This window comes from Bartonella birtlesii IBS 325 (genome assembly GCF_000273375.1).
In the GTDB taxonomy this organism is placed as follows: Bacteria; Pseudomonadota; Alphaproteobacteria; order Rhizobiales; family Rhizobiaceae; genus Bartonella; species Bartonella birtlesii.
Genome location: NZ_CM001557.1, coordinates 425,844 through 444,189, shown reverse-complemented (window position 1 = coordinate 444,189; position 18,346 = coordinate 425,844). Strand labels below are relative to the sequence as shown.

The 18,346-nt window shown below is 38.8% G+C and carries 18 protein-coding genes and 3 pseudogenes; 12 read left to right on the top strand and 9 right to left on the bottom strand.

The features are described 5' to 3' along the window. Positions 1 to 56: 56 nt before the first annotated feature. Positions 57 to 1,295 (bottom strand): saccharopine dehydrogenase family protein, encoded by a 1,239-nt coding sequence (locus QWU_RS02390; RefSeq protein WP_006589942.1) that lies wholly within the window; start codon positions 1,293 to 1,295, stop codon positions 57 to 59. A 60-nt stretch (positions 1,296 to 1,355) separates the two neighbouring features. Then, the gene (locus QWU_RS02385; protein ID WP_006589941.1) at positions 1,356 to 2,453 is read right to left on the bottom strand and encodes a carboxynorspermidine decarboxylase; all 1,098 of its coding nucleotides are present in this window, start codon (positions 2,451 to 2,453) and stop codon (positions 1,356 to 1,358) included. A gap of 171 nt (positions 2,454 to 2,624) precedes the next feature. On the opposite strand from QWU_RS02385, the gene QWU_RS02380 reads away from it, so the two are divergent. From QWU_RS02380 to mnhG, 7 genes and pseudogenes are all read left to right on the top strand, one after another. Next, positions 2,625 to 3,113: a BA14K family protein gene (locus QWU_RS02380; RefSeq protein ID WP_006589940.1), complete on the top strand. Its 489-nt coding sequence runs from the start codon at positions 2,625 to 2,627 to the stop codon at positions 3,111 to 3,113. 235 nt (positions 3,114 to 3,348) lie between these two features. Further along, positions 3,349 to 6,270, top strand: a complete 2,922-nt coding sequence (locus tag QWU_RS02375) for a monovalent cation/H+ antiporter subunit A (RefSeq protein WP_006589939.1) — start codon at positions 3,349 to 3,351, stop codon at positions 6,268 to 6,270. Next, positions 6,270 to 6,611: a Na+/H+ antiporter subunit C gene (locus tag QWU_RS02370; RefSeq protein ID WP_006589938.1), complete on the top strand. Its 342-nt coding sequence runs from the start codon at positions 6,270 to 6,272 to the stop codon at positions 6,609 to 6,611. Before QWU_RS02375 ends, QWU_RS02370 begins: the two co-directional genes overlap by 1 nt. Further along, positions 6,611 to 8,236, top strand: coding sequence for a monovalent cation/H+ antiporter subunit D (locus QWU_RS02365; protein ID WP_006589937.1), 1,626 nt, complete (start codon positions 6,611 to 6,613; stop codon positions 8,234 to 8,236). The genes QWU_RS02370 and QWU_RS02365 overlap by 1 nt, the downstream gene beginning before the upstream one ends. After that, positions 8,233 to 8,717 (top strand): annotated as a pseudogene (locus QWU_RS08930) (Na+/H+ antiporter subunit E). Before QWU_RS02365 ends, QWU_RS08930 begins: the two are co-directional and overlap by 4 nt. Beyond that, a complete protein-coding gene (locus QWU_RS02355; protein ID WP_017196121.1) occupies positions 8,714 to 8,995 on the top strand; it encodes a K+/H+ antiporter subunit F in 282 nt (93 codons plus the stop codon). Before QWU_RS08930 ends, QWU_RS02355 begins: the two are co-directional and overlap by 4 nt. After that, complete coding sequence (mnhG, locus tag QWU_RS02350) at positions 8,992 to 9,405, top strand: monovalent cation/H(+) antiporter subunit G (protein ID WP_006589934.1); 414 nt, start codon at positions 8,992 to 8,994, stop codon at positions 9,403 to 9,405. The genes QWU_RS02355 and mnhG overlap by 4 nt, the downstream gene beginning before the upstream one ends. Positions 9,406 to 9,421: 16 nt before the next feature. On the opposite strand, the gene QWU_RS02345 is transcribed toward mnhG, so the two are convergent. The 4 genes from QWU_RS02345 to QWU_RS02325 form a co-directional block, all read right to left on the bottom strand. Continuing rightward, on the bottom strand, positions 9,422 to 9,811 hold the full coding sequence (locus QWU_RS02345; protein ID WP_006589933.1) for an MliC family protein: 390 nt from the start codon (positions 9,809 to 9,811) through the stop codon (positions 9,422 to 9,424). Positions 9,812 to 9,829: 18 nt separating this feature from the next. After that, the gene (locus QWU_RS02340) at positions 9,830 to 10,219 is read right to left on the bottom strand and encodes an MliC family protein (RefSeq protein ID WP_006589932.1); all 390 of its coding nucleotides are present in this window, start codon (positions 10,217 to 10,219) and stop codon (positions 9,830 to 9,832) included. A gap of 407 nt (positions 10,220 to 10,626) precedes the next feature. Continuing rightward, positions 10,627 to 11,760, bottom strand: coding sequence for a 3-dehydroquinate synthase (gene aroB, locus QWU_RS02330; RefSeq protein WP_006589931.1), 1,134 nt, complete (start codon positions 11,758 to 11,760; stop codon positions 10,627 to 10,629). Then, the gene (locus tag QWU_RS02325; protein WP_026017271.1) at positions 11,735 to 12,367 is read right to left on the bottom strand and encodes a shikimate kinase; all 633 of its coding nucleotides are present in this window, start codon (positions 12,365 to 12,367) and stop codon (positions 11,735 to 11,737) included. Before QWU_RS02325 ends, aroB begins: the two co-directional genes overlap by 26 nt. Positions 12,368 to 12,627: 260 nt before the next feature. Between QWU_RS02325 and QWU_RS02315 the strand changes: the two genes are divergently transcribed. From QWU_RS02315 to QWU_RS10105, 5 genes are all read left to right on the top strand, one after another. Continuing rightward, positions 12,628 to 13,566, top strand: coding sequence for a site-specific tyrosine recombinase XerD (locus QWU_RS02315; RefSeq protein ID WP_017196118.1), 939 nt, complete (start codon positions 12,628 to 12,630; stop codon positions 13,564 to 13,566). 79 nt (positions 13,567 to 13,645) lie between these two features. After that, positions 13,646 to 14,602, top strand: coding sequence for an acetyl-CoA carboxylase carboxyltransferase subunit alpha (locus QWU_RS02310; protein WP_006589927.1), 957 nt, complete (start codon positions 13,646 to 13,648; stop codon positions 14,600 to 14,602). Between the two features lie 38 nt (positions 14,603 to 14,640). After that, the gene (locus QWU_RS02305) at positions 14,641 to 15,390 is read left to right on the top strand and encodes a L,D-transpeptidase family protein (RefSeq protein ID WP_006589926.1); all 750 of its coding nucleotides are present in this window, start codon (positions 14,641 to 14,643) and stop codon (positions 15,388 to 15,390) included. Between the two features lie 387 nt (positions 15,391 to 15,777). Next, complete coding sequence (locus QWU_RS02300; RefSeq protein WP_006589925.1) at positions 15,778 to 16,089, top strand: hypothetical protein; 312 nt, start codon at positions 15,778 to 15,780, stop codon at positions 16,087 to 16,089. A 100-nt stretch (positions 16,090 to 16,189) separates the two neighbouring features. After that, complete coding sequence (locus QWU_RS10105) at positions 16,190 to 16,357, top strand: hypothetical protein (RefSeq protein WP_006589924.1); 168 nt, start codon at positions 16,190 to 16,192, stop codon at positions 16,355 to 16,357. A gap of 19 nt (positions 16,358 to 16,376) precedes the next feature. On the opposite strand, the pseudogene QWU_RS10265 reads toward QWU_RS10105, so the two are convergent. The 3 genes and pseudogenes from QWU_RS10265 to tsaD form a co-directional block, all read right to left on the bottom strand. Beyond that, positions 16,377 to 16,451: pseudogene (locus tag QWU_RS10265) on the bottom strand (helix-turn-helix transcriptional regulator); the annotation flags it as partial. Positions 16,452 to 16,528: 77 nt separating this feature from the next. Continuing rightward, positions 16,529 to 16,627 (bottom strand): annotated as a pseudogene (locus QWU_RS10545) (DUF4102 domain-containing protein); the annotation flags it as partial. A 392-nt stretch (positions 16,628 to 17,019) separates the two neighbouring features. Next, complete coding sequence (gene tsaD, locus QWU_RS02280; RefSeq protein WP_006589923.1) at positions 17,020 to 18,114, bottom strand: tRNA (adenosine(37)-N6)-threonylcarbamoyltransferase complex transferase subunit TsaD; 1,095 nt, start codon at positions 18,112 to 18,114, stop codon at positions 17,020 to 17,022. Positions 18,115 to 18,346 lie beyond the last annotated feature (232 nt).

The following is an 18,346-nucleotide window of genomic DNA, read 5'->3' as shown; positions in this document are numbered from 1 at the left end:
AAAAACCGCCCTTTAAAAGGGCGGTTTTTCTGTATCCATTATTGGTTTGTAAAGTTTTAAAAATATAATTTTTTTTCTTCTTGTTGTTCTCGTATCCAAGTGGAGAGTCCCATATGATCGAGATGTTTGAGGAAGGGATGTGGTGGTAATTCTTCTACGTTGACCATGGTTTTAACATCCCATTCGCTGGTGGCAATAAGAAGGGCTGCTGCTGCGGCTGGTACACCGGCTGTGTAAGAAATACCTTGGGCACCGGTTTCGTTAAAAGCTTGTTTGTGATCGGCTATATTATAGATGAAAACTTCTCTTGGTTTTCCATCTTTTTCACCTTTAATGAGGTTCCCAATGCAAGTTTTTCCTGTGTATTCTGGTGCTAAAGAGGCGGGATCGGGTAAGACAGCTTTTACGACTTTTAAAGGAACGACTTCTTGTCCTTCTGCTGTTTTAATAGGTTGTTCGGATAAGAGGCCGAGATTTTTTAGAACTGTAAAAACCGTGATATAACGTTCACCAAATCCCATCCAGAAACGGACATTTTGAACATCAAAATTTTTGGATAATGAATGAATTTCATCATGTCCCGTCATGTAAGCTTTTTGTTTTCCAACAACGGGAAGATCCCATTCATGGCTGACTTCAAACATTTGATTGGAAACCCATTTTTTATTTTGCCAAGACCATACTTGTCCCGTAAACTCACGAAAGTTAATTTCTGGATCAAAATTAGTGGCAAACCAACGCCCATGACTTCCGGCATTAATATCAATAATATCGATATCTGTGATCTTATCGAAATAACATTCACGCGCTAACGCTGCATAAGCATTCACGACGCCTGGGTCAAAACCTGCACCTAAAATAGCAGTTATACCAGCTTTTTCACATTCTTGACGACGGGGCCATTCATAATTGCCATACCAGGGCGGTGTTTCACAAATTTTTAAAGGATCTTCATGAATAGCAGTATCAATATAAGCGCATTTGGTTTCGATGCAAGCTGAAAGAACTGACATGTTAAGAAAGGCTGATCCAACATTGATGACAATTTCACATTTGGTTTTTTGGATGAGATTTACAGTTTCTTCTATGTTCATTGCATTGAGCATGTGGCCCATAAGAACACCTTGTTCTTTCATTGCATTTTTTTCTTTAATAGAAGTAATGATGGCTTCACATTTTTTGAGCGTTCGTGAAGCGATATGGATTTCACCAAATATATTGTTATTTTGAGCACATTTATGCGCAACAACTTGTGCAACACCTCCAGCACCAATAATGAGAACATTTTTCTTCATCGTGGGGTTATCTCCTTTTCAATACTGTTTGTTGTATAATGCTTTTTTACGGTTATTCTTTCATGAAAGACTTGTCTGATAATCATTGTAATTAAATTGTCGTTGAAGTGTTAATGTGCCATCACATTCTTTAATAACAATGGCAGGCATTGAAACGCCATTAAACCAGTTTTTCTTAACCATTGTATAGCCTGCTGCATCCTGAAAGGACAGTCTATCACCTATTTTAAGAGGTTCAGGGAACCGAAATGTTCCAAAAATATCACCAGCGAGACAAGATTTTCCGCAGACCATAATTTCATGAGGTCCTTGATTTGGTTCTAATTTTGCATTTTCGCGATAGATGAGAAGGTCAAGCATATGGGCTTCAATTGAGCTATCAACGATAGCAAGGTTCTTTTCATTATATAATGTATCAAGAACACTTACTTCTAATGTGGTGCTTTTTGTTATAGCAGCTTCTCCTGGTTCTAGAAAAATGGTGACACCATGAGTTTTTGAAAAATGTTTTAAGCGTTCTGCAAAAGTTTCTAGGGGATAATTTTCAGCTGTAAAATGAATTCCACCACCAAGGCTTATCCAATCAACGGCAGTAAAGAGTTCTGCAAATTTTTCTTCCATGTGACTCAACATTTTGTTGAAAAGATTAAAATCAGCATTTTCACAATTGTTGTGGATCATCAAGCCATTTATGAGAGGCAAAACTTCTTTAATCGCGCTTTGGTTCGTTTCACCCAAACGACTAAAAGGACGAGAAGGATTAGCAAGATCAAAATTTGATGCACTGATGCCTGGATTTAACCTTAGACCTCGTTGAATGGTTTTTGTAGCGTTAGCAAAACGTTGAAGCTGTTGGATTGAATTAAAGATGATTTTATCTGCATAACTACAAGCTTCATCAATTTCATCATCTGCCCAAGCAACTGAATAGGCATGGGTTTCTTTGCCGAATTTTTCTCTTCCTAAATGTAATTCATACAGGGATGATGATGTGGTCCCATCCATAAACTCAGACATTAAATCAAAAACACTCCATGTGGCAAAACATTTCAAAGCAAGCAAAATTTTTGCTCCGGACATTTCGCGTAAGCGCGTAATAACGTTCATATTTTTTATGAGCTTCGTTTTATCTATAAGATAATAGGGGGTTTTTATCATTGTTTATCCATTCTCTTTTGAAGGGATCTTATTGTTAAGATTAACGTTTAGTACAAAGAGCAACAGAATGTCTCAAGAAAAAGCAGTTTTAAAAAAAGAATCTGTTTTTGTCTAGCAATAGAGAGGCTTTCTGCAACTGAGTTTTGTTTTTGTTGTTTTGAGACTTGCGTTATGTGTATGACAAAAAAATTATATTATGCTTTAGTGTTTTTATTTATTGGCTGCTTTTTTATTATAACAACCAGTATTATTGATTTTTCGCAAAACAGCAGCGATGCTAAAGCTAAAGTAGTTCCTCAAGCTTTTGTTCAAGAGAATTCGGTGCCTTTGATTTTTACGGGGCGTAGAGAGCTTAATGGTTTCAAGGGGTATCATAATTATCGGCGTGGTTATGTTAAGTATAGAGATAATTGGTGGTATCCTGAGGTCGCTTTTGTTGCTTTATCGCATCTAAATACAAAACAGGCACCATTGAAAGCTGTCTCAGGTGTGAAAAATAAATTTTTAATTTCTTCGTTGGAAAAAAATGAGCCATGGATACTTAAGCAACATATTGAATCTTGTCGGGCACGTTATCGTTCTTACAATAAAGATGATAATAGTTATCAGCCTTTTCATGGCCCTCGCAAGCCCTGTCTTTCGCGCTTTTTAAAAGGATAGAAATTATTAATGTAGAAAAATCTCTATCAGCCCTTGTCGTTCTCGTTCCCGTTCTTAAAATAAAAAGGTAGTTTGTGTGCTGAATATTTTTTCACGCAACAGTTGTTTTTAAAAATTTAAAATACTTTTAAGTTTTATTAAATCTTATTATCGTTAAGTGCAAAATGAGGGGGTGATGATGTAAATTTTTATTTTGTCGATGACAAAATATTTAGAGGCAGGATGGAGCTAAAGCATGACAACACGGGAAGCAATGTTGATGTTGCTCGTTTTGCTTCCCCTTGGCGGAAGTGCTGTTATTGGTTTTTTTCGTTCGACAGCAAGAAATAATGAAGCGTGGTTTGCTGGGATTATTGCACTTTTCACTCTTGTTTTTACAATAACACTTTATCCAGAAGTTCACAGAAATCGTGTTGTGCGCTTAGATATTTCTTGGCTTTCAGAGTGGGGAGTTGATCTTATTCTCCGTATAGATGGTTTGTCATGGCTTTTTTGTTTGCTCATTACAGGAATTGGGCTGCTTGTTGTTGTCTATGCGCGTTATTATATGGATCCGGCAGATTCTGTACCGCGGTTTTTTTCTTTTTTTCTGGCATTTATGGGATCTATGACAGGGATAGTCTTATCAGGCAATCTTGTCTTTTTGGTTATTTTTTGGGAACTTACCAGCATTTTTTCTTTTTTGTTGATCGGGTATTGGTATCATAATGCAAGTGCGCGTGAGGGGGCGCGGATGGCTTTAACAATCACAGGTTTTGGTGGTTTTGCCCTTTTTATGGGAATTTTATTGATCGGCCACATTGTTGGAAGTTTTGATTTGGATAAGGTGTTGCAGTCTGGAGATGTGATCCGATCAAGCTCTCTTTATAATCTTGTTCTTATTTGTATTTTATTGGGAGGGTTAACAAAAAGTGCACAATTTCCCTTTCATTTTTGGTTGCCTAATGCGATGGCAGCTCCAACACCTGTATCGGCTTATTTGCATTCAGCGACAATGGTAAAAGCAGGGTTATTTTTGCTTGTACGTTTATGGCCTGTACTTTCTGGAACAGAAATTTGGTTTTGGATGGTTGGTTTTTCAGGACTCGCAACACTTCTTCTTGGTGCTTATTGTTCTATGTTTCAGCAAGATTTGAAAGGGCTGCTTGCTTACTCAACGATTAGTCACCTTGGATTGATTACCACGCTTTTAAGTCTTGGTAGTCCGCTTGCATGTGTTGCGGCAATCTTTCATATGGCCAATCATGCTACTTTTAAAGCTTCTTTATTTATGGCTGCTGGCATTATTGATCATGAGACGGGGACACGTGATATGCGTAAATTGACAGGCCTTTATCATTTTATGCCTATCACGGCGACTCTTGCTTTGGTGGCGAGTGCAGCAATGGCTGGGGTTCCTTTGTTGAATGGTTTTTTATCGAAAGAAATGTTTTTTGCCGAAGCAGTAGAAATGCATATGGACTCATGGCTTGATTGGATTGCACCCTATGTAGCAACACTGGCGAGTCTATTTAGCGTGACTTATTCTATACGTTTTATTCATGGTGTTTTTTTTGGGAAAAAAACTGTTGACTTACCCAAATCTCCTCATGAACCACCGCATTTTATGCGCTTACCCATGGAGCTTTTAGTGTTTATTTGTTTGGCGGTTGGTATTTTTCCTAATTTAACAATAGGACCTATTTTGGATAATGCGGTTGTTTCTGTTTTAGGACCTATGACAATTCCTTATAGTTTGGCTGTTTGGCATGGGTTTAATACTCCATTAATGATGAGTTTGGTGGCTTTATCAGGAGGCGTTTTCCTCTATGTTGTTGGACGTCGTTATTTTTTATCTTGTGATGATGGTGCCCCTTTTTTTCGTCATTTGAAAGGTACGCGTATTTTTGAACGCATTCTTGTGATTATTTCTTGGAAATGGGCACGTGCGGTTGAAGCTGCTTTGTCAACACGTCGTTTGCAAATTCAATTACATTGGATTTTTGTGCTGTGTTTTGCATTTGTTGGTCTTTTACTTTGGTATGATGGTTTTATTTCAGTGGGGTCGTTACCACTTTTCCCACTTGATATACCTTTTTTGGCTCTTTGGCTGGTGGGTGGATCATGTGCACTTTTAGTTGCTTGGCAAGCAAAGTTTCATCGTCTTGCCTCACTTATGCTGTTGGGTGGTGCTGGTTTGATGACTTGTGCAACCTTTTTATGGCTCTCCGCGCCTGATTTGGCAATCACACAATTGGTTGTTGAAGTGGTGACAACCGTCTTATTGTTGCTGGGTTTGCGGTGGTTGCCTAAGCGTTTATATTATCCTGCTCCAACCTCTGTTCATTTATTTGTTCGTTTGCGTCGTGTTCGTGATTTTGTTATAGCTCTTGTGGGAGGTGTTGGTGTAGCGTGGCTTTCTTTTGCAATGATGACACGCCCTCAAGATACAACAATTTCTGATTTTTTTCTGACAAATGCTTATTCTGGTGCGGGAGGGCGCAATGTTGTCAATGTGTTGTTGGTTGATTTTCGTGGTTTTGATACTATGGGAGAGATTGTTGTTTTGGGTATTGTTTCACTCACTGTTTTTGCCCTTTTACGACGGTTTCGTCCTGCTCCTGAAAGTATTGATGCACCTTTACAACAGCGTGTTCAAAAAGCTTTTGATATGGCTCAGCCTGATCGGAATGTGGGCGATACAGTTTTAAATTATCTTGCTATTCCAGCTGTTATTATGGGATGGCTCTTTTCGGTTATTATTGCTTTTTCAGTTTATTTGTTTATACGCGGGCACGATCTTCCAGGGGGTGGATTTGTTGGTGGGGTAACTTTAGCGATAGGCTTTATTTTGCAATATCTTGCTCGTGATATTCGTTGGGTAGAAGCTCATTTGAAAATTTTGCCTTTACGTTGGATGGGCTTTGGCTTGTTGTTGTCTGTTATAACGGGAATGGGGGCTTGGTTTTTTGGCACTCCTTTTTTAACTTCCTTTTTTCAATATGCGCATCTTCCGTTGATTGGAAATGTTCCTATGGCCTCTGCTTTTTTGTTTGATCTTGGCGTGTTTTCTCTTGTGTTGGGAGCAACTGTTCTCATTTTAATTGCACTTGCGCACCAATCCATTCGTAGTTACCGAATCGGTAAGAAACCTCCTTTAAAAGAAAAGGAAAATTAATGGAAATTGTTCTTTCTTTGGCTATTGGTATTCTTGTTGGTTCTGGTATTTGGCTCATTTTACGTCCACGAACTTTTCAGGTTATTCTTGGGTTGTCTTTGATTTCCTATGGTGTCAATCTTTTTATGTTTTCAATGAGTAGACCGCGTAGCAATGCTGCCCCAATTGTTGATCTTTCTGTGGTGATTAATCCAGAAAATTACGTCGATCCTCTTCCACAGGCGCTGGTTTTAACAGCAATAGTGATTGGTTTTGCAACGACAGCTTTATTTCTGGTTATTTTGTTGGTTTCGCGCGGATTAACCGGTTCAGATCATGTTGATGGGCGTGAGGTGCAATGATGGAAGATCACCAGAGTCATCTTCTCATTTTGCCTATTCTTTTACCGTTAATCACTGGAGCACTCCTGCTTTTTTATGATGAGCGCCGTGCAAAACTTAAATCGTTCATTAGTCTTTTTTCTTCCGGATTGTTGGTTATTATTTCTATTTTATTGGTGATACGTGTTCTTGAAGTTGCACCGACTGCGGAGATTTATCGGCTTGGCAACTGGCCTTCTCCTTTTGGAATCATTTTGGTTCTTGATCGTTTAAGCGCTATGATGCTTTTACTTTCCAGCTTGTTAATGGTTGCTGCGTTGGTTTTTGCTCAAGCACATTGGTACAAAGCTGGTCCTCATTTTCAATCACTGATGCAGTTTTTTATGGTTGGAATAAATGGTGCCTTTTTAACAGGGGATTTGTTCAATTTATTTGTGTTTTTTGAAGTGATGTTAACTGCTTCTTATGGGCTTGCTTTGCACGGTTCTGGTCAATTACGCGTACGTGCGGGGTTACATTATGTGGCGGTTAATCTTGTTGCTTCCTTGTTATTTCTTATTGGTGCGGCACTCATTTATGGAGTGGTTGGTACCTTGAATATGGCTGATCTGGCTGTAAAAATAAAACAGATATCTTCAACGGATATTGTTTTATTCGAAATAGGTGCTGCGCTTTTAGGAATCGCTTTTTTACTCAAAGCAGGAATGTGGCCACTTAATTTTTGGTTAATGCCAACCTACAGTGCTGCTGCTGCACCTGTGGGAGCTTCTTTTGCACTTTTGAGCAAAGTGGGTATTTATATTATTTTACGTTTAGTATTGCTATGGTTTGGACCTGAAAGTGAACATTTTAGCTATTTTGGTCATGTGATTTTGTTTTATGGTGGGCTTGCTACCATGGCTTTTGGTTTTATTGGAATTTTGGCTAGTCAAGTTTTGGTACGTTTGGCAGCTTATAGCGTTCTTGTCTCTTCTGGCACATTGTTGGCAGCAATTGGGATCGGTAATACAGCACTGACAGCAGGTGCTCTCTTTTATATTGTTTCTTCAACTTTAGCATTGGGCGCTTTTTTTCTTCTGGTGGAGTTGGTGGAACGCTGTCAAGATATAGCGGCGAATGTTTTGACTGTTACAATGGAAGTCTATGGGGACGATGAAGAGGAGGAGGAGGAAGATGAAGTAGGGATCCATTTGCCGGCAACCTTGGCGATTCTTGGGGGATGTTTTGGTCTGTGTGCACTTTTAATTATTGGTCTACCACCTTTTTCTGGTTTCGTTGCTAAATTTATGATGTTCATGGCAATTCTAAATCATAGTAAAGAAAGCTTTTCTGATTCTCTACTGGTTTACCAAGATTGGCTTTTTGTAATTTTTGTCACGCTCTCTGGTTTTGCTGCTTTGATTGCTCTGACAAGAGCGGGTATTCGAACTTTTTGGGTTTCTCTTGAAGGAAGGGTTCCGCGTGTGCAGGTGATTGAGTTTGCACCCATTGCTATTTTGCTTGCCTTGTGTTTTCTTATAACAATTATGGCTGGTCCTGTTAGCCGTTATATGTCTGAAACAGCTAAGATTTTATATAATCCTCAATATTATATTGAAAGCGTTTTAGATGATTTTTCTCTCAAAAAGAGGGAGATGAATCGATGAGTTATTTTTGTCCTTTTCCTTTTTTCAGTATTGCGATTGTTTGCATGTGGTTGACCTTAAATGACTTTAGTTTAGGTCAGTTGCTTTTAGGAATTATAATTGCTTTGTTTAGTAGTTGGATAATGCGGTTTCTTGAACCGGAAAAAATCACTATTAAAAGTTGGCGTGCAGTTTTCCTGTTGATTTTTCGCGTATTTATTGATTCTATTATTGCAAATATTTCAGTGGTGCGTTTTGTTTTAACAAAAAAACTCAAAAGCAGCAATCTGGTTTCATTGTGGTGCCTCTTTTACTTGAGAGTCGTAGCGCTTTGGCTGTTTTAGCATGTATTCTCTCTGTTACTCCAGGAACTGTTTGGATTGCTTATAATAGAAAAAGTAGTGAACTTTTGCTGCATGTTTTAGATTTTGAAGATGGATATAATTACCAACAGTTTATCAAACAACGCTATGAACAGTTGCTTTTGGAGATTTTCTCATGAGTATGGTGATTCTTTATTGGGGGATCTTTTTGTCACAATTTCTTTTAAGTTTGGCGATGATATTTGCTTTTTTTCGCTTGATTCGTGGTCCACGAGCACAAGATAGAATTGTGGGGTTAGATGCCCTTTATATAATCACGATTCTTTTATTTCTGACTTTTGATATTCGTTCAGGAACAACGATTTATTTTATTGCTGCTCTCATTATTGGGCTATTGGGTCCTGTATCAAGTATTGCTTTAGCCAAATTTCTTATGCGAGGGGAGATTATTGAATGAAGGATGATATATCACTTACTGTTGCTCTTATCGTCACAGCTTTTTTAATCTTGGGATCTGCCCTCACATTGGTTGGAACAATAGGATTGGTGCGTCTTTCCAATTTTTATAAGCGTTTACACATGCTCTCTTTGAGTACGAGTTGGGGGGCTGGCAGTATTCTTATTGCCTCGTTTCTTTATTCAGTGTTTGTGGATCATAAATTTGTTTTTCATGAAGCTTTACTGATGGTTTTTTTGCTTGTAACAATACCGATTGCTTCTATGCTTGTGTCACAGGCGGCAGCTTATCGACACCATGCAGAAAATAGATTGGGAGAGAGACCGCTGGCTCTTTTAACGCGTCGGATGGAAGAACAAACATCTATATCAAAAGATGAGTCATGCGATAAAGGCCAGCGCGATTTATGATATGTGAATCGTGTTTTTATTTTGTTTCTTGTTCTTCTTCTACACAGCGAATGGGCTTTTCTTCTTTGGGATCACTGATGAGATCGTAAAATACGGCTTCATTTTTAGTTGTCCACCATACATATTGACCTCCCACAAATTTTGCTCCAGAAGCACTCATGCTACGCGAACCAATAATGCGCTTGCCTTTCCATTTGAAGTCAACGAGCGAAATATTGCCAGCGTTGAGATAGGTTGCTTCAACACGTTCTTTTTTTGTGTCTATATCGCATTGATACGCAATAGTCTCTTTTGTTGGTTCTGGATCGTCTGGTACTTCAATGACTAAAGAAGCAGCAAAGGTATTGCTTAGGCTAAAGAGACTTGAAGTGACTAAAAATCCTAAAATATGTAAAGTTTTTTTCATAATGTCTCCTTAAGTTTTTTAGAATAATAATGTTGATTCATCTTTACAAAGGATAGGTTTTTTTTCTTCTGGATCGTTAATGAGATCAAAGAGTGTAACTTCTTTATTTTTTTCCCACCAGATATATTGTTCTCCCACAAATTTTGCTCCAGAAGCAGCGATAACATTGGCTGCGATAATGCGATCACCTTTCCACTTGAAATCGACTAACGAAATATGGTCAGCATTATGATAGGTTGCTTCAACGCGTTCTTTATTTGTGCCTGTATCACATTGATAGGTTACGGTTTGTGTTGTTGGTTCTGGATCATTTGGTACTTCGATGACTAAAGAAGCAGCAAAAGTATTGCCTAAACTAAAAAGACTTGAAGTGGCCAAAAATCCTAAAATATGTAAAGTTTTTTTCATAATATTTCCCTATATTGTGCAAAGGAATCATTTGACTCATATGATGGTGTCTACGGCAGGATTCGAACCTGCGACCCCAGGATTCATACCACTTCGATTTTCACCGCCAGCTTTACAAGCTGTTTGTGGTCTGGACTGTCTCTTCACCATAGAGACTATGCTCTTTAGGCGCTGCCCGTTCAGTCTCTACACCTTCCTCTTTCTTACAAAAGAGGCTTGGCTCGGGATTGGCATATAGTTTCCTATGAAGATTTCCCCGAATTTGAGCAGATCCACTTTAAGAATTTCTCCTTAAAGCGCCCAATTTCTTTAGGAATCCTGTGCTCTATCCTACTGAGCTACGCAGACATCATCATAATTGTTCTTTAATAGAAGTATAAAAACGAATCAATTATATTCAATATGAATTAACGAATTTTCGCTAATTTTTGTTCCAGAAACGATAAAACTGCGTCTGGTGAAACATTTTTTGCAATAAATGATTGACCAAGTCCACGTGTTAAAATGAACGTTAGGTTGTCTTGCGACACTTTTTTATCTTGGGAAATGAGGGCCATCAGTGTTTCAGCATCTGGTAGTGTTCCTGGTATATCCTTGAGTTGCGTTGGTAATCCTACGGCTTTAAGGTGTTTTTCGATGCGGTCTGTGAGTGCGGGGTTTATTAAATTCAGTTGAGCGGAGAATTGGTGAGCTAGAATCATTCCAATTGCTACAGCTTCGCCGTGAATTAAGCGGTTTGAATCATAGGTGGTTGCTGTTTCAAGCATATGTCCAAATGTATGACCGAGGTTTAAGAGTGCACGCTCTCCTGTTTCGTATTCGTCACGTGCTACAATATCGGCTTTGAATTGGCATGAGCGAACAATAGCTTCTGTTCGCATAGGGCTGTTGGAAAAAATTTCTTGTGCGTTTTTTTCAAGCCATGCAAAGAAGTCAGGCTGGTTAATGAGACCATATTTGACCATTTCTGCATAACCGGCGCGAAATTCGCGCAATGGTAGGGTATCAAGGATACAAGTGTCAGCAATAACACATTGCGGTTGATAAAAAGTGCCTATAAGATTTTTGCCATATTTGCTATTGATGCCGGTTTTTCCTCCAACAGAGGAGTCAATTTGTGCAAGCAATGTTGTGGGCATCTGAATAAAATTCATGCCGCGGCGTATGATACTTGCGGCAAACCCTCCTAGGTCGCCAATGACACCACCACCAAAAGCGATAACACAGTCACCTCTCTCTAAACGTGCAGAAAGAATTTTATCAATGACATTTTGCAAGGTTGAAAATGATTTTGATTGTTCTCCTGTTTCTACAACAATTGGAACGGTATGAATTTTATTTTTTGTAAACTCTTTCTGTAATGTCTCCAAGTGGAGGGAGGCAACATTTGTATCTGTAATAATTGCCAAACGTGTTTGATGCGAATCTTTTTGCTGAAGAGAATGCTTAATTTGCAAAGCCGCTTGCGCAATGAGATTTGGGCCAATGATAATATCGTAACAGTGCTTGTCTAGTTTAATAGTAACGGTCTTGGTTTGCATATTTGTTCTTTCTATCGTTATTTTCTGTATCGAGGTAATGTTGTACAGACCGTATGACGGCTTTTGCTATGGTAAGACGGCTTTCTTTATGGCTGTTAACTGTTACGTTTGCTTTTGCATAAATAGGGTAACGCTGTTCCATGAGTTTTTGCATGGTTTCTGTGGGGTTTTCTGTTTGAAGAAGTGGTCGCGTTTTGCGCTTTGAGACTCGTTGCATGAGGATATTAAGATCAACTTTGAGCCAGATGGATATAGCATTTTGCTGAATGGTTTTTCGGATGTCTTGATTTATGTAAGCACCACCACCTGTTGCTAAAATAAGAGGACTTTTTTTTATCAAGTTGAAAATAACACGCTGTTCAAGAGCGCGGAATTCTGATTCACCATAAGTTTTAAAGAGTTCGGTTATGGTCATTTTTGAGGCTTTTTCGATTTCGTTATCAGAATCATAAAAGGGTAAATGAAGCATGGTGGCAACACGTTTACCGATAACTGATTTTCCTGCACCCATTAGACCAACAAAGACAAGGGCTCGGTTATTAAGAGATGATAAAAGCTGGTTTTTTATTTTTGTCATCGGAATATGTTTCAGTCGATAATTTTCCATAACTTATTTCGGCATTTATCTGCTTTAAAGTCAATTCCTGTTAATCTTTATAAGACATAATAAAAGATGGAGTGTTCGTGGGAGAATTTATTATTTTATGCCAACGTTGACCAGATTTTTAATGATTCTTTTTATTTCACTTGTTATCCTTTTTACCGTTATGATCGCTCTTGTGGTTTTTGTTAAACCAGTAACTGTGGATATGTATATCGATGTTCCTTTGGATTCATTGAATCTTTCTTCAAAAGTGGGTCAATGAAATGAAAAATGCTGCTGTGATAGATCGTTTTCTTGAGATGATGAGTGCTGAACGAGGTGCTTCTGACCATACGCTTGCGGCTTATCAGCATGATTTACAGTGGGCACAGGAGGTTTTGTCTTCGCAATCTGTTTCGCTTTTTACTGCACAAAAAGAAGATTTAATTGGTCTTTTGTCGCTTATGCATACTCTTGGTGTTGCGGCATCTTCACAAGCACGTCGTTTATCGACTTTGCGCCAATTTTATCAATTTCTTTATGCAGAGGGATTAAGAGCAAATGATCCTTCTCATGATATTGATACACCACGCCAGGGGCGTCCTTTACCGAAAATTATAGGTGAAGATGCAGTAATAAAATTACTTGATTTAGCACAATTGGAAGTGAATCAAGCGGATTATGGGTCAAAAAATCATTTTCGTGCATTGCGTCTTCAGCTGTTAACCGAAATGCTTTATGCAACAGGGCTGCGTATTAGTGAGTTGGTGAGTCTTCCGGTGCAGGCTGTCCGAGGGAAGGGATATAGTATTTTAGTTCGCGGTAAGGGTAAAAAAGAACGAATGGTGCTTTTATCAAAAAAAGCATGCCAAGTTCTTTCGCAGTGGTTAGACTTGCGCGATCAAAGAAAGGATGCGGCAAGCCCTTATCTCTTTCCTGCGTATTCAGAGGCAGGGTATATTGCTCGACAACTTGTTGCACGGGAATTAAAAAGTCTTGCCGCGAGAGCAGGAATAAAGAGTAACAGCTTTTCTCCCCATGTGTTGCGCCACGCTTTTGCGAGCCATCTTTTGCAAAATGGTGCTGATTTGCGTGCTGTTCAACATTTATTAGGGCACTCTGATATTGCTACTACTCAGATTTATACCCATGTGTTGGAAGCAGGACTTTATCGTCTTGTTAATGAGCATCATCCACTTGCCGATAAGCAGAAGGCTAGGTAAAGAAAAAGAAGATGTTTTTGAAAAATACTTTATAAAACAGTTTATAAGTGTATAAGTGGCACCAAATAAGTTAGGTACAATGTATAATTATCTTGATTTTGAAAAACCAGTTGCTGATCTTGATGGGAAAATTCTTGAATTAAAACAGATTTCTCAAGAAGAAAACAGTCTTGATATGAGTGACGAGATTGCGCGTCTTGAAAAACGTTCTCAAACGGCATTGCGCGATATTTATAAAAAATTATCACCATGGCAAAAAACACAAGTGGCTCGTCATCCAGATCGTCCTCACTTTATGGACTATGCTGCACGCTTGCTTAGTGATGTTACACCTTTGGCAGGAGACCGCAAGTTTGCTGAAGATGAGGCTATTCAAGCTGGATTTGCACGTTTTAAAGGAGAAGCAATTGCCTACATAGGTCAAGAAAAAGGGCACGATACCCAAACACGTTTGCGCTATAATTTTGGTTCTGCACGTCCGGAAGGTTATCGTAAAGCTGTACGTATTATGGAAATGGCTGATCGATTTGGTTTACCGCTCCTTACTTTTGTTGATACCGCAGGCGCTTATCCTGGAGTGAGCGCTGAAGAACGTGGTCAAGCAGAAGCAATTGCCCAATCAACAGCAGCAACTTTGCGTCTAAAGGTTCCTGTTGTTTCGGTTATTATTGGAGAAGGTGGTTCTGGAGGAGCGATAGCAATTGCTGCAGCTAACAAAGTTTATATGTTGGAGCATGCAATTTATTCTGTTATTTCACCAGAAGGCGCAGCTTCTATTTTATGGCGTGATTCTACCCGTGCCAAAGATGCCGCAATGAATATGCGTATTACCGCGCAAGATTTATATCGGTTAAAGATTATTGATGGCATTATTCCTGAGCCTTTAGGAGGTGCTCATCGAGGAAAAGAGACTGTGATTGATGAAGCGGGTGACGTGATTTCAGAGGCTTTAAAAGCTATGGCTGGGAAAGATGGTGAAGCTCTTAAAAAAGATCGTTGGGAAAAATATCTTCAAATTGGTAGGTCGTTAACGTAAATCATTTCTTGTGAGCGGATGGATTGGAGTTTAGTTCAATGATATTCAATAGGTTTCTCACGGTGAGTATATTGTGTGTAATGGGAATATTAACAGCATGTGAGGGAAGATTGCCTGCTTCTATTCGTGCTAAAGTTGAGCAACCACTTCCCCAAGAAATTCAAAATAGAATGGTGTTGCATGACATCGATCCTTATGCGCCGATTATGATGCGTTTTTTTAAGGAAGAAAATATCGCTGAAATTTGGAAACAGTCTCGTTCAGGGGCTTTTATATTGATGGCGCGCTATGGTATTTGCAAATGGTCTGGTAAACTTGGACCTAAATATAAAGAAGGAGACCGTCAAACACCGGAAGGTTTTTACACCATTAGTGCAAATCAAATGAATCCTTATTCAAAATATTATCTTTCTTTTAATATTGGATTTCCTAACCTCTACGATCAAGCAAATGGTCGAACGGGAAGTAATCTTATGGTGCATGGTTCTTGCTTTTCTGCTGGTTGCTATTCCATGAGTGATAAAAATATGGCACAAATTTATGCTTTTGCGCGCGATGCTTTTAAAGGTGGACAGAGAGAATTTCAGTTGCAGGCTTTTCCTTTTCGTATGACTGATGATAATATGGCACGTTATAAGACTGATCCTCATTATCCATTCTGGGTTATGCTTAAGGAGGGTTATGATTTTTTCGAAGAAAATCGTACGCCTCCAACGGTTTATGTTCATGAAAAACGTTACGTTTTTAATGCTGGCACTCATAAAACATCAATGGCTTTAACGCCATGAATGTTATCTTATCGTAAAATGCTAAGGCTACGGCAGTGCTGTTAGGTTATGTGCGTGGAGGTCTACAAATCACTGCTGGCTTTGATGTACACAAATATGATTTTGTAAGCAGATGAATCGGCGGTAGTTGCTTTAGCTATGGGACAGTGCCTGTTGGCAGTAACTGGTGAAAAGAAACATGGAGAATATTTACCGATTCCAAAAGTGTCCACACTTGTCCTGGAGATGCAAATCCAAAATGCCTATATACGTATGACCATCCGATCTAGAACAAATTCCTTATAGAAGGAAAAAGTGAAACAAATTTTAAAATTATTGGGTAGTGGAATATGGCTATTGAGTATGGCTTGATGTTATTTAGGTATACCTTCTACATCATCTTTGGATGTGTGGGAAAAGCCTGATGCAGATTTTACAGAGGTAGCAAAAGCTTTGTTAGAATACGGAAAGCCAACTCCTTATGATATTGATCCAGAAAATCAGCGGCAGAGCATTAATGCAAAAACAACCATTGATACTCGTATGCTCCAATCAGGATTGCGCTATAAAGATAAAGGAGGGACTTGGTATGAGAATTTTAAAAAGGAAAACTTTCCCATATGTCGTCCAGATTCTATCATACCACAGAGAAGTGTAAAGAAGCGCTTGAATAGCCCTTTTTGTAGAAAACATTCAGAACAATATGAATGCTATTCTTAAGTCTTGCTTGCTATGATCAATAATCTCCCCTCTTTGCTTTCGCTTAGAATGGCGGGATTGTTTCCTCAATTAATCATCTCAATGTTGTAGGTGAAGCAATATGATAGTAGAGAATGCACTTTCTAATCCTATAACGTTGCATAACAGGTTAGATTCTGAATTTTATAAACTTCGTATGAAAATGAAAAGCTTTGTTCTTCTTTACGTGACAAGTTTTTTATGCCGCGTTAATTTTGACGTTGTTGTTTTGCTTGCTCAATTATCTTGACAAGATCCGATTGTAATCAACGCGATAAAAAAACAAATTTTAAAGTTTTTGATAAAAATCCATTGGTTACATGACGACGAAAAGTAGACGCGCTTGTTTTAAAGAAACCTCTTTTCATGCTCTTAAACCCATTTCACTACGGTACTTGTGATAGTATCGGTAAATTCATTAAGCATCTTCATTTTTACGTTTGTGAAGAAGCAAGCTGGCACCATCATTATATTTGCTAGCTCTCAATGTTGCCACAATTCTTGTATTAAGATGGCTCATAAAAGGTATTTTTACTCTTTTCTTATCAGTTTTTATCCTCACATTCATCCCACTTATAACGTGCAAGAAAGTGGTTTTGATTGATTCAACATAGACAGATTTGGAATGAGAGAATCTTACGATATTCGAGTTTATAATTTAATATGAATAACGCTATATTATTATAAATCAATATTTTGTATGCAGTATAGGTTTAAAGTAAACTACTTAGCTTGACAGGTTTGGTTATTTAGACCTTGGTCTGGAAAGAGCGATCTATGATTGCTTTGCGTTCAAAAAATAATGTAGAAAATTATATCTTAAAGATTCCAATAATAAGCGTAACAGATAAGATGCTAAATGAATAGTAATTGCTCTTATGTTTTTGGGATCACAGGGGATTTTTATTTTTATTATGCTTTTGTTCCACGGCGTCCCATTCCAATTAAGGGGGCAGCGTTTTCGTCTAAAGGCCAGCGTGAGCGGGGGGCAATATCAAGAGGGCTTGTTACTCCTCGTACGAGTTTTTGTGCACCAGCAAAAGCAATCATTGCAGCATTATCCGTACACAAGGAAAGAGGGGGAGCTATAAATTCAAAACCGTGTTGGTGTGCGAGTTCTTGCAACGTGGATCGAATGGCTTGGTTGGCGGCAACTCCGCCTGCGACAACTAAAGCAGGAGGACGGCGGTTTTGATAGTGAGAGAGGGGATATTGATGGGTAAAGTGTTGAAGAGCCAGATGAACGCGATCATGTACTGTATCGGTAACTGCTGCTTGAAAACTTGCCGCAATGTCGGCAACATCACTTTCTGTAAGGGGAGCCATGGCTGTTGCTGCTTGCCGAACGGCGGTTTTGAGACCAGAAAAAGAGAAATCTAGCCGTTTTTCACCTTTTAAAGGTCGTGGAAGAGAGATACGATTTTTATCACCCAATAAAGCTGCCTTTTCAAGTGCTGGGCCGCCCGGATAAGGAAGACCTAAAAGTTTTGCTGTTTTATCAAAAGCTTCTCCCAACGCGTCATCAATAGTGGTTCCTAAACGCTGGTAGTTGCCTATCCCGTGAACAAGAATTGTTTGTGTATGACCACCTGAAACCAACAGCAATAAATAGGGAAACGCGACATTATGCGTTAGCATGGCTGTTAAAGCATGCCCTTCCAGATGATTGACGGCAATAAAAGGTTTTCCAGTGGCAAGAGAGAGTGCTTTTGCACTCATAACGCCTACCAACAACCCTCCTATCAAACCAGGGCCATTTGTGGCTGCAATGGCATCAATCTCTTTTAATTTTGTATTCGCTTCTGTTAGTGCTTTCAGAATTAAACTATCGAGAATTTCAACATGGGCACGGGCAGCAATTTCAGGAACAACACCGCCGTAGGGTGCATGATGATCAATTTGGCTCCAAACAATATTGGAAAGAATTTTGCTGTTTTCTTCATTGTTGTATTCCACGACAGCTGCTGCTGTTTCATCGCAACTTGTTTCTATTCCCAACAGGCGCATTTCAAATAAAACCTTATGTTGACAATTCTTTCCTGTGTGCGTACCACGGACAAGCAAAGATGCAAAGAATTTCTCTTGGGGGAATTTCTTTTGGAGTTTGTTTCTCTATGAAAAAATGTGTTTTAATACTTTCTCTAAAGTGAATGGCTTTGGTTAAAAATAAAGTTGTATCTTTCAGTATAGAATGCTGATGTGTTTTCAAAAGTCTATTTATTTAAGTATACAATTATAA

What these genes read in the sequence shown, in the direction of transcription:
- QWU_RS02345 (WP_006589933.1), bottom strand. Translation starts at nt 9,811, where the DNA reads ATGAAAAAAACTTTACATATTTTAGGATTTTTAGTCACTTCAAGTCTC.
- tsaD (WP_006589923.1), bottom strand. Translation starts at nt 18,114, where the DNA reads ATGCGCCTGTTGGGAATAGAAACAAGTTGCGATGAAACAGCAGCAGCT.
- QWU_RS02325 (WP_026017271.1), bottom strand. Translation starts at nt 12,367, where the DNA reads ATGGAAAATTATCGACTGAAACATATTCCGATGACAAAAATAAAAAAC.
- QWU_RS02390 (WP_006589942.1), bottom strand. Translation starts at nt 1,295, where the DNA reads ATGAAGAAAAATGTTCTCATTATTGGTGCTGGAGGTGTTGCACAAGTT.
- QWU_RS02315 (WP_017196118.1), top strand. Translation starts at nt 12,628, where the DNA reads ATGAAAAATGCTGCTGTGATAGATCGTTTTCTTGAGATGATGAGTGCT.
- QWU_RS02310 (WP_006589927.1), top strand. Translation starts at nt 13,646, where the DNA reads ATGTATAATTATCTTGATTTTGAAAAACCAGTTGCTGATCTTGATGGG.
- QWU_RS02340 (WP_006589932.1), bottom strand. Translation starts at nt 10,219, where the DNA reads ATGAAAAAAACTTTACATATTTTAGGATTTTTGGCCACTTCAAGTCTT.
- QWU_RS10105 (WP_006589924.1), top strand. Translation starts at nt 16,190, where the DNA reads ATGATAGTAGAGAATGCACTTTCTAATCCTATAACGTTGCATAACAGG.
- mnhG (WP_006589934.1), top strand. Translation starts at nt 8,992, where the DNA reads ATGAAGGATGATATATCACTTACTGTTGCTCTTATCGTCACAGCTTTT.
- QWU_RS02355 (WP_017196121.1), top strand. Translation starts at nt 8,714, where the DNA reads ATGAGTATGGTGATTCTTTATTGGGGGATCTTTTTGTCACAATTTCTT.
- QWU_RS02380 (WP_006589940.1), top strand. Translation starts at nt 2,625, where the DNA reads ATGTGTATGACAAAAAAATTATATTATGCTTTAGTGTTTTTATTTATT.
- aroB (WP_006589931.1), bottom strand. Translation starts at nt 11,760, where the DNA reads ATGCAAACCAAGACCGTTACTATTAAACTAGACAAGCACTGTTACGAT.
- QWU_RS02375 (WP_006589939.1), top strand. Translation starts at nt 3,349, where the DNA reads ATGACAACACGGGAAGCAATGTTGATGTTGCTCGTTTTGCTTCCCCTT.
- QWU_RS02305 (WP_006589926.1), top strand. Translation starts at nt 14,641, where the DNA reads ATGATATTCAATAGGTTTCTCACGGTGAGTATATTGTGTGTAATGGGA.
- QWU_RS02365 (WP_006589937.1), top strand. Translation starts at nt 6,611, where the DNA reads ATGGAAGATCACCAGAGTCATCTTCTCATTTTGCCTATTCTTTTACCG.
- QWU_RS02385 (WP_006589941.1), bottom strand. Translation starts at nt 2,453, where the DNA reads ATGATAAAAACCCCCTATTATCTTATAGATAAAACGAAGCTCATAAAA.
- QWU_RS02370 (WP_006589938.1), top strand. Translation starts at nt 6,270, where the DNA reads ATGGAAATTGTTCTTTCTTTGGCTATTGGTATTCTTGTTGGTTCTGGT.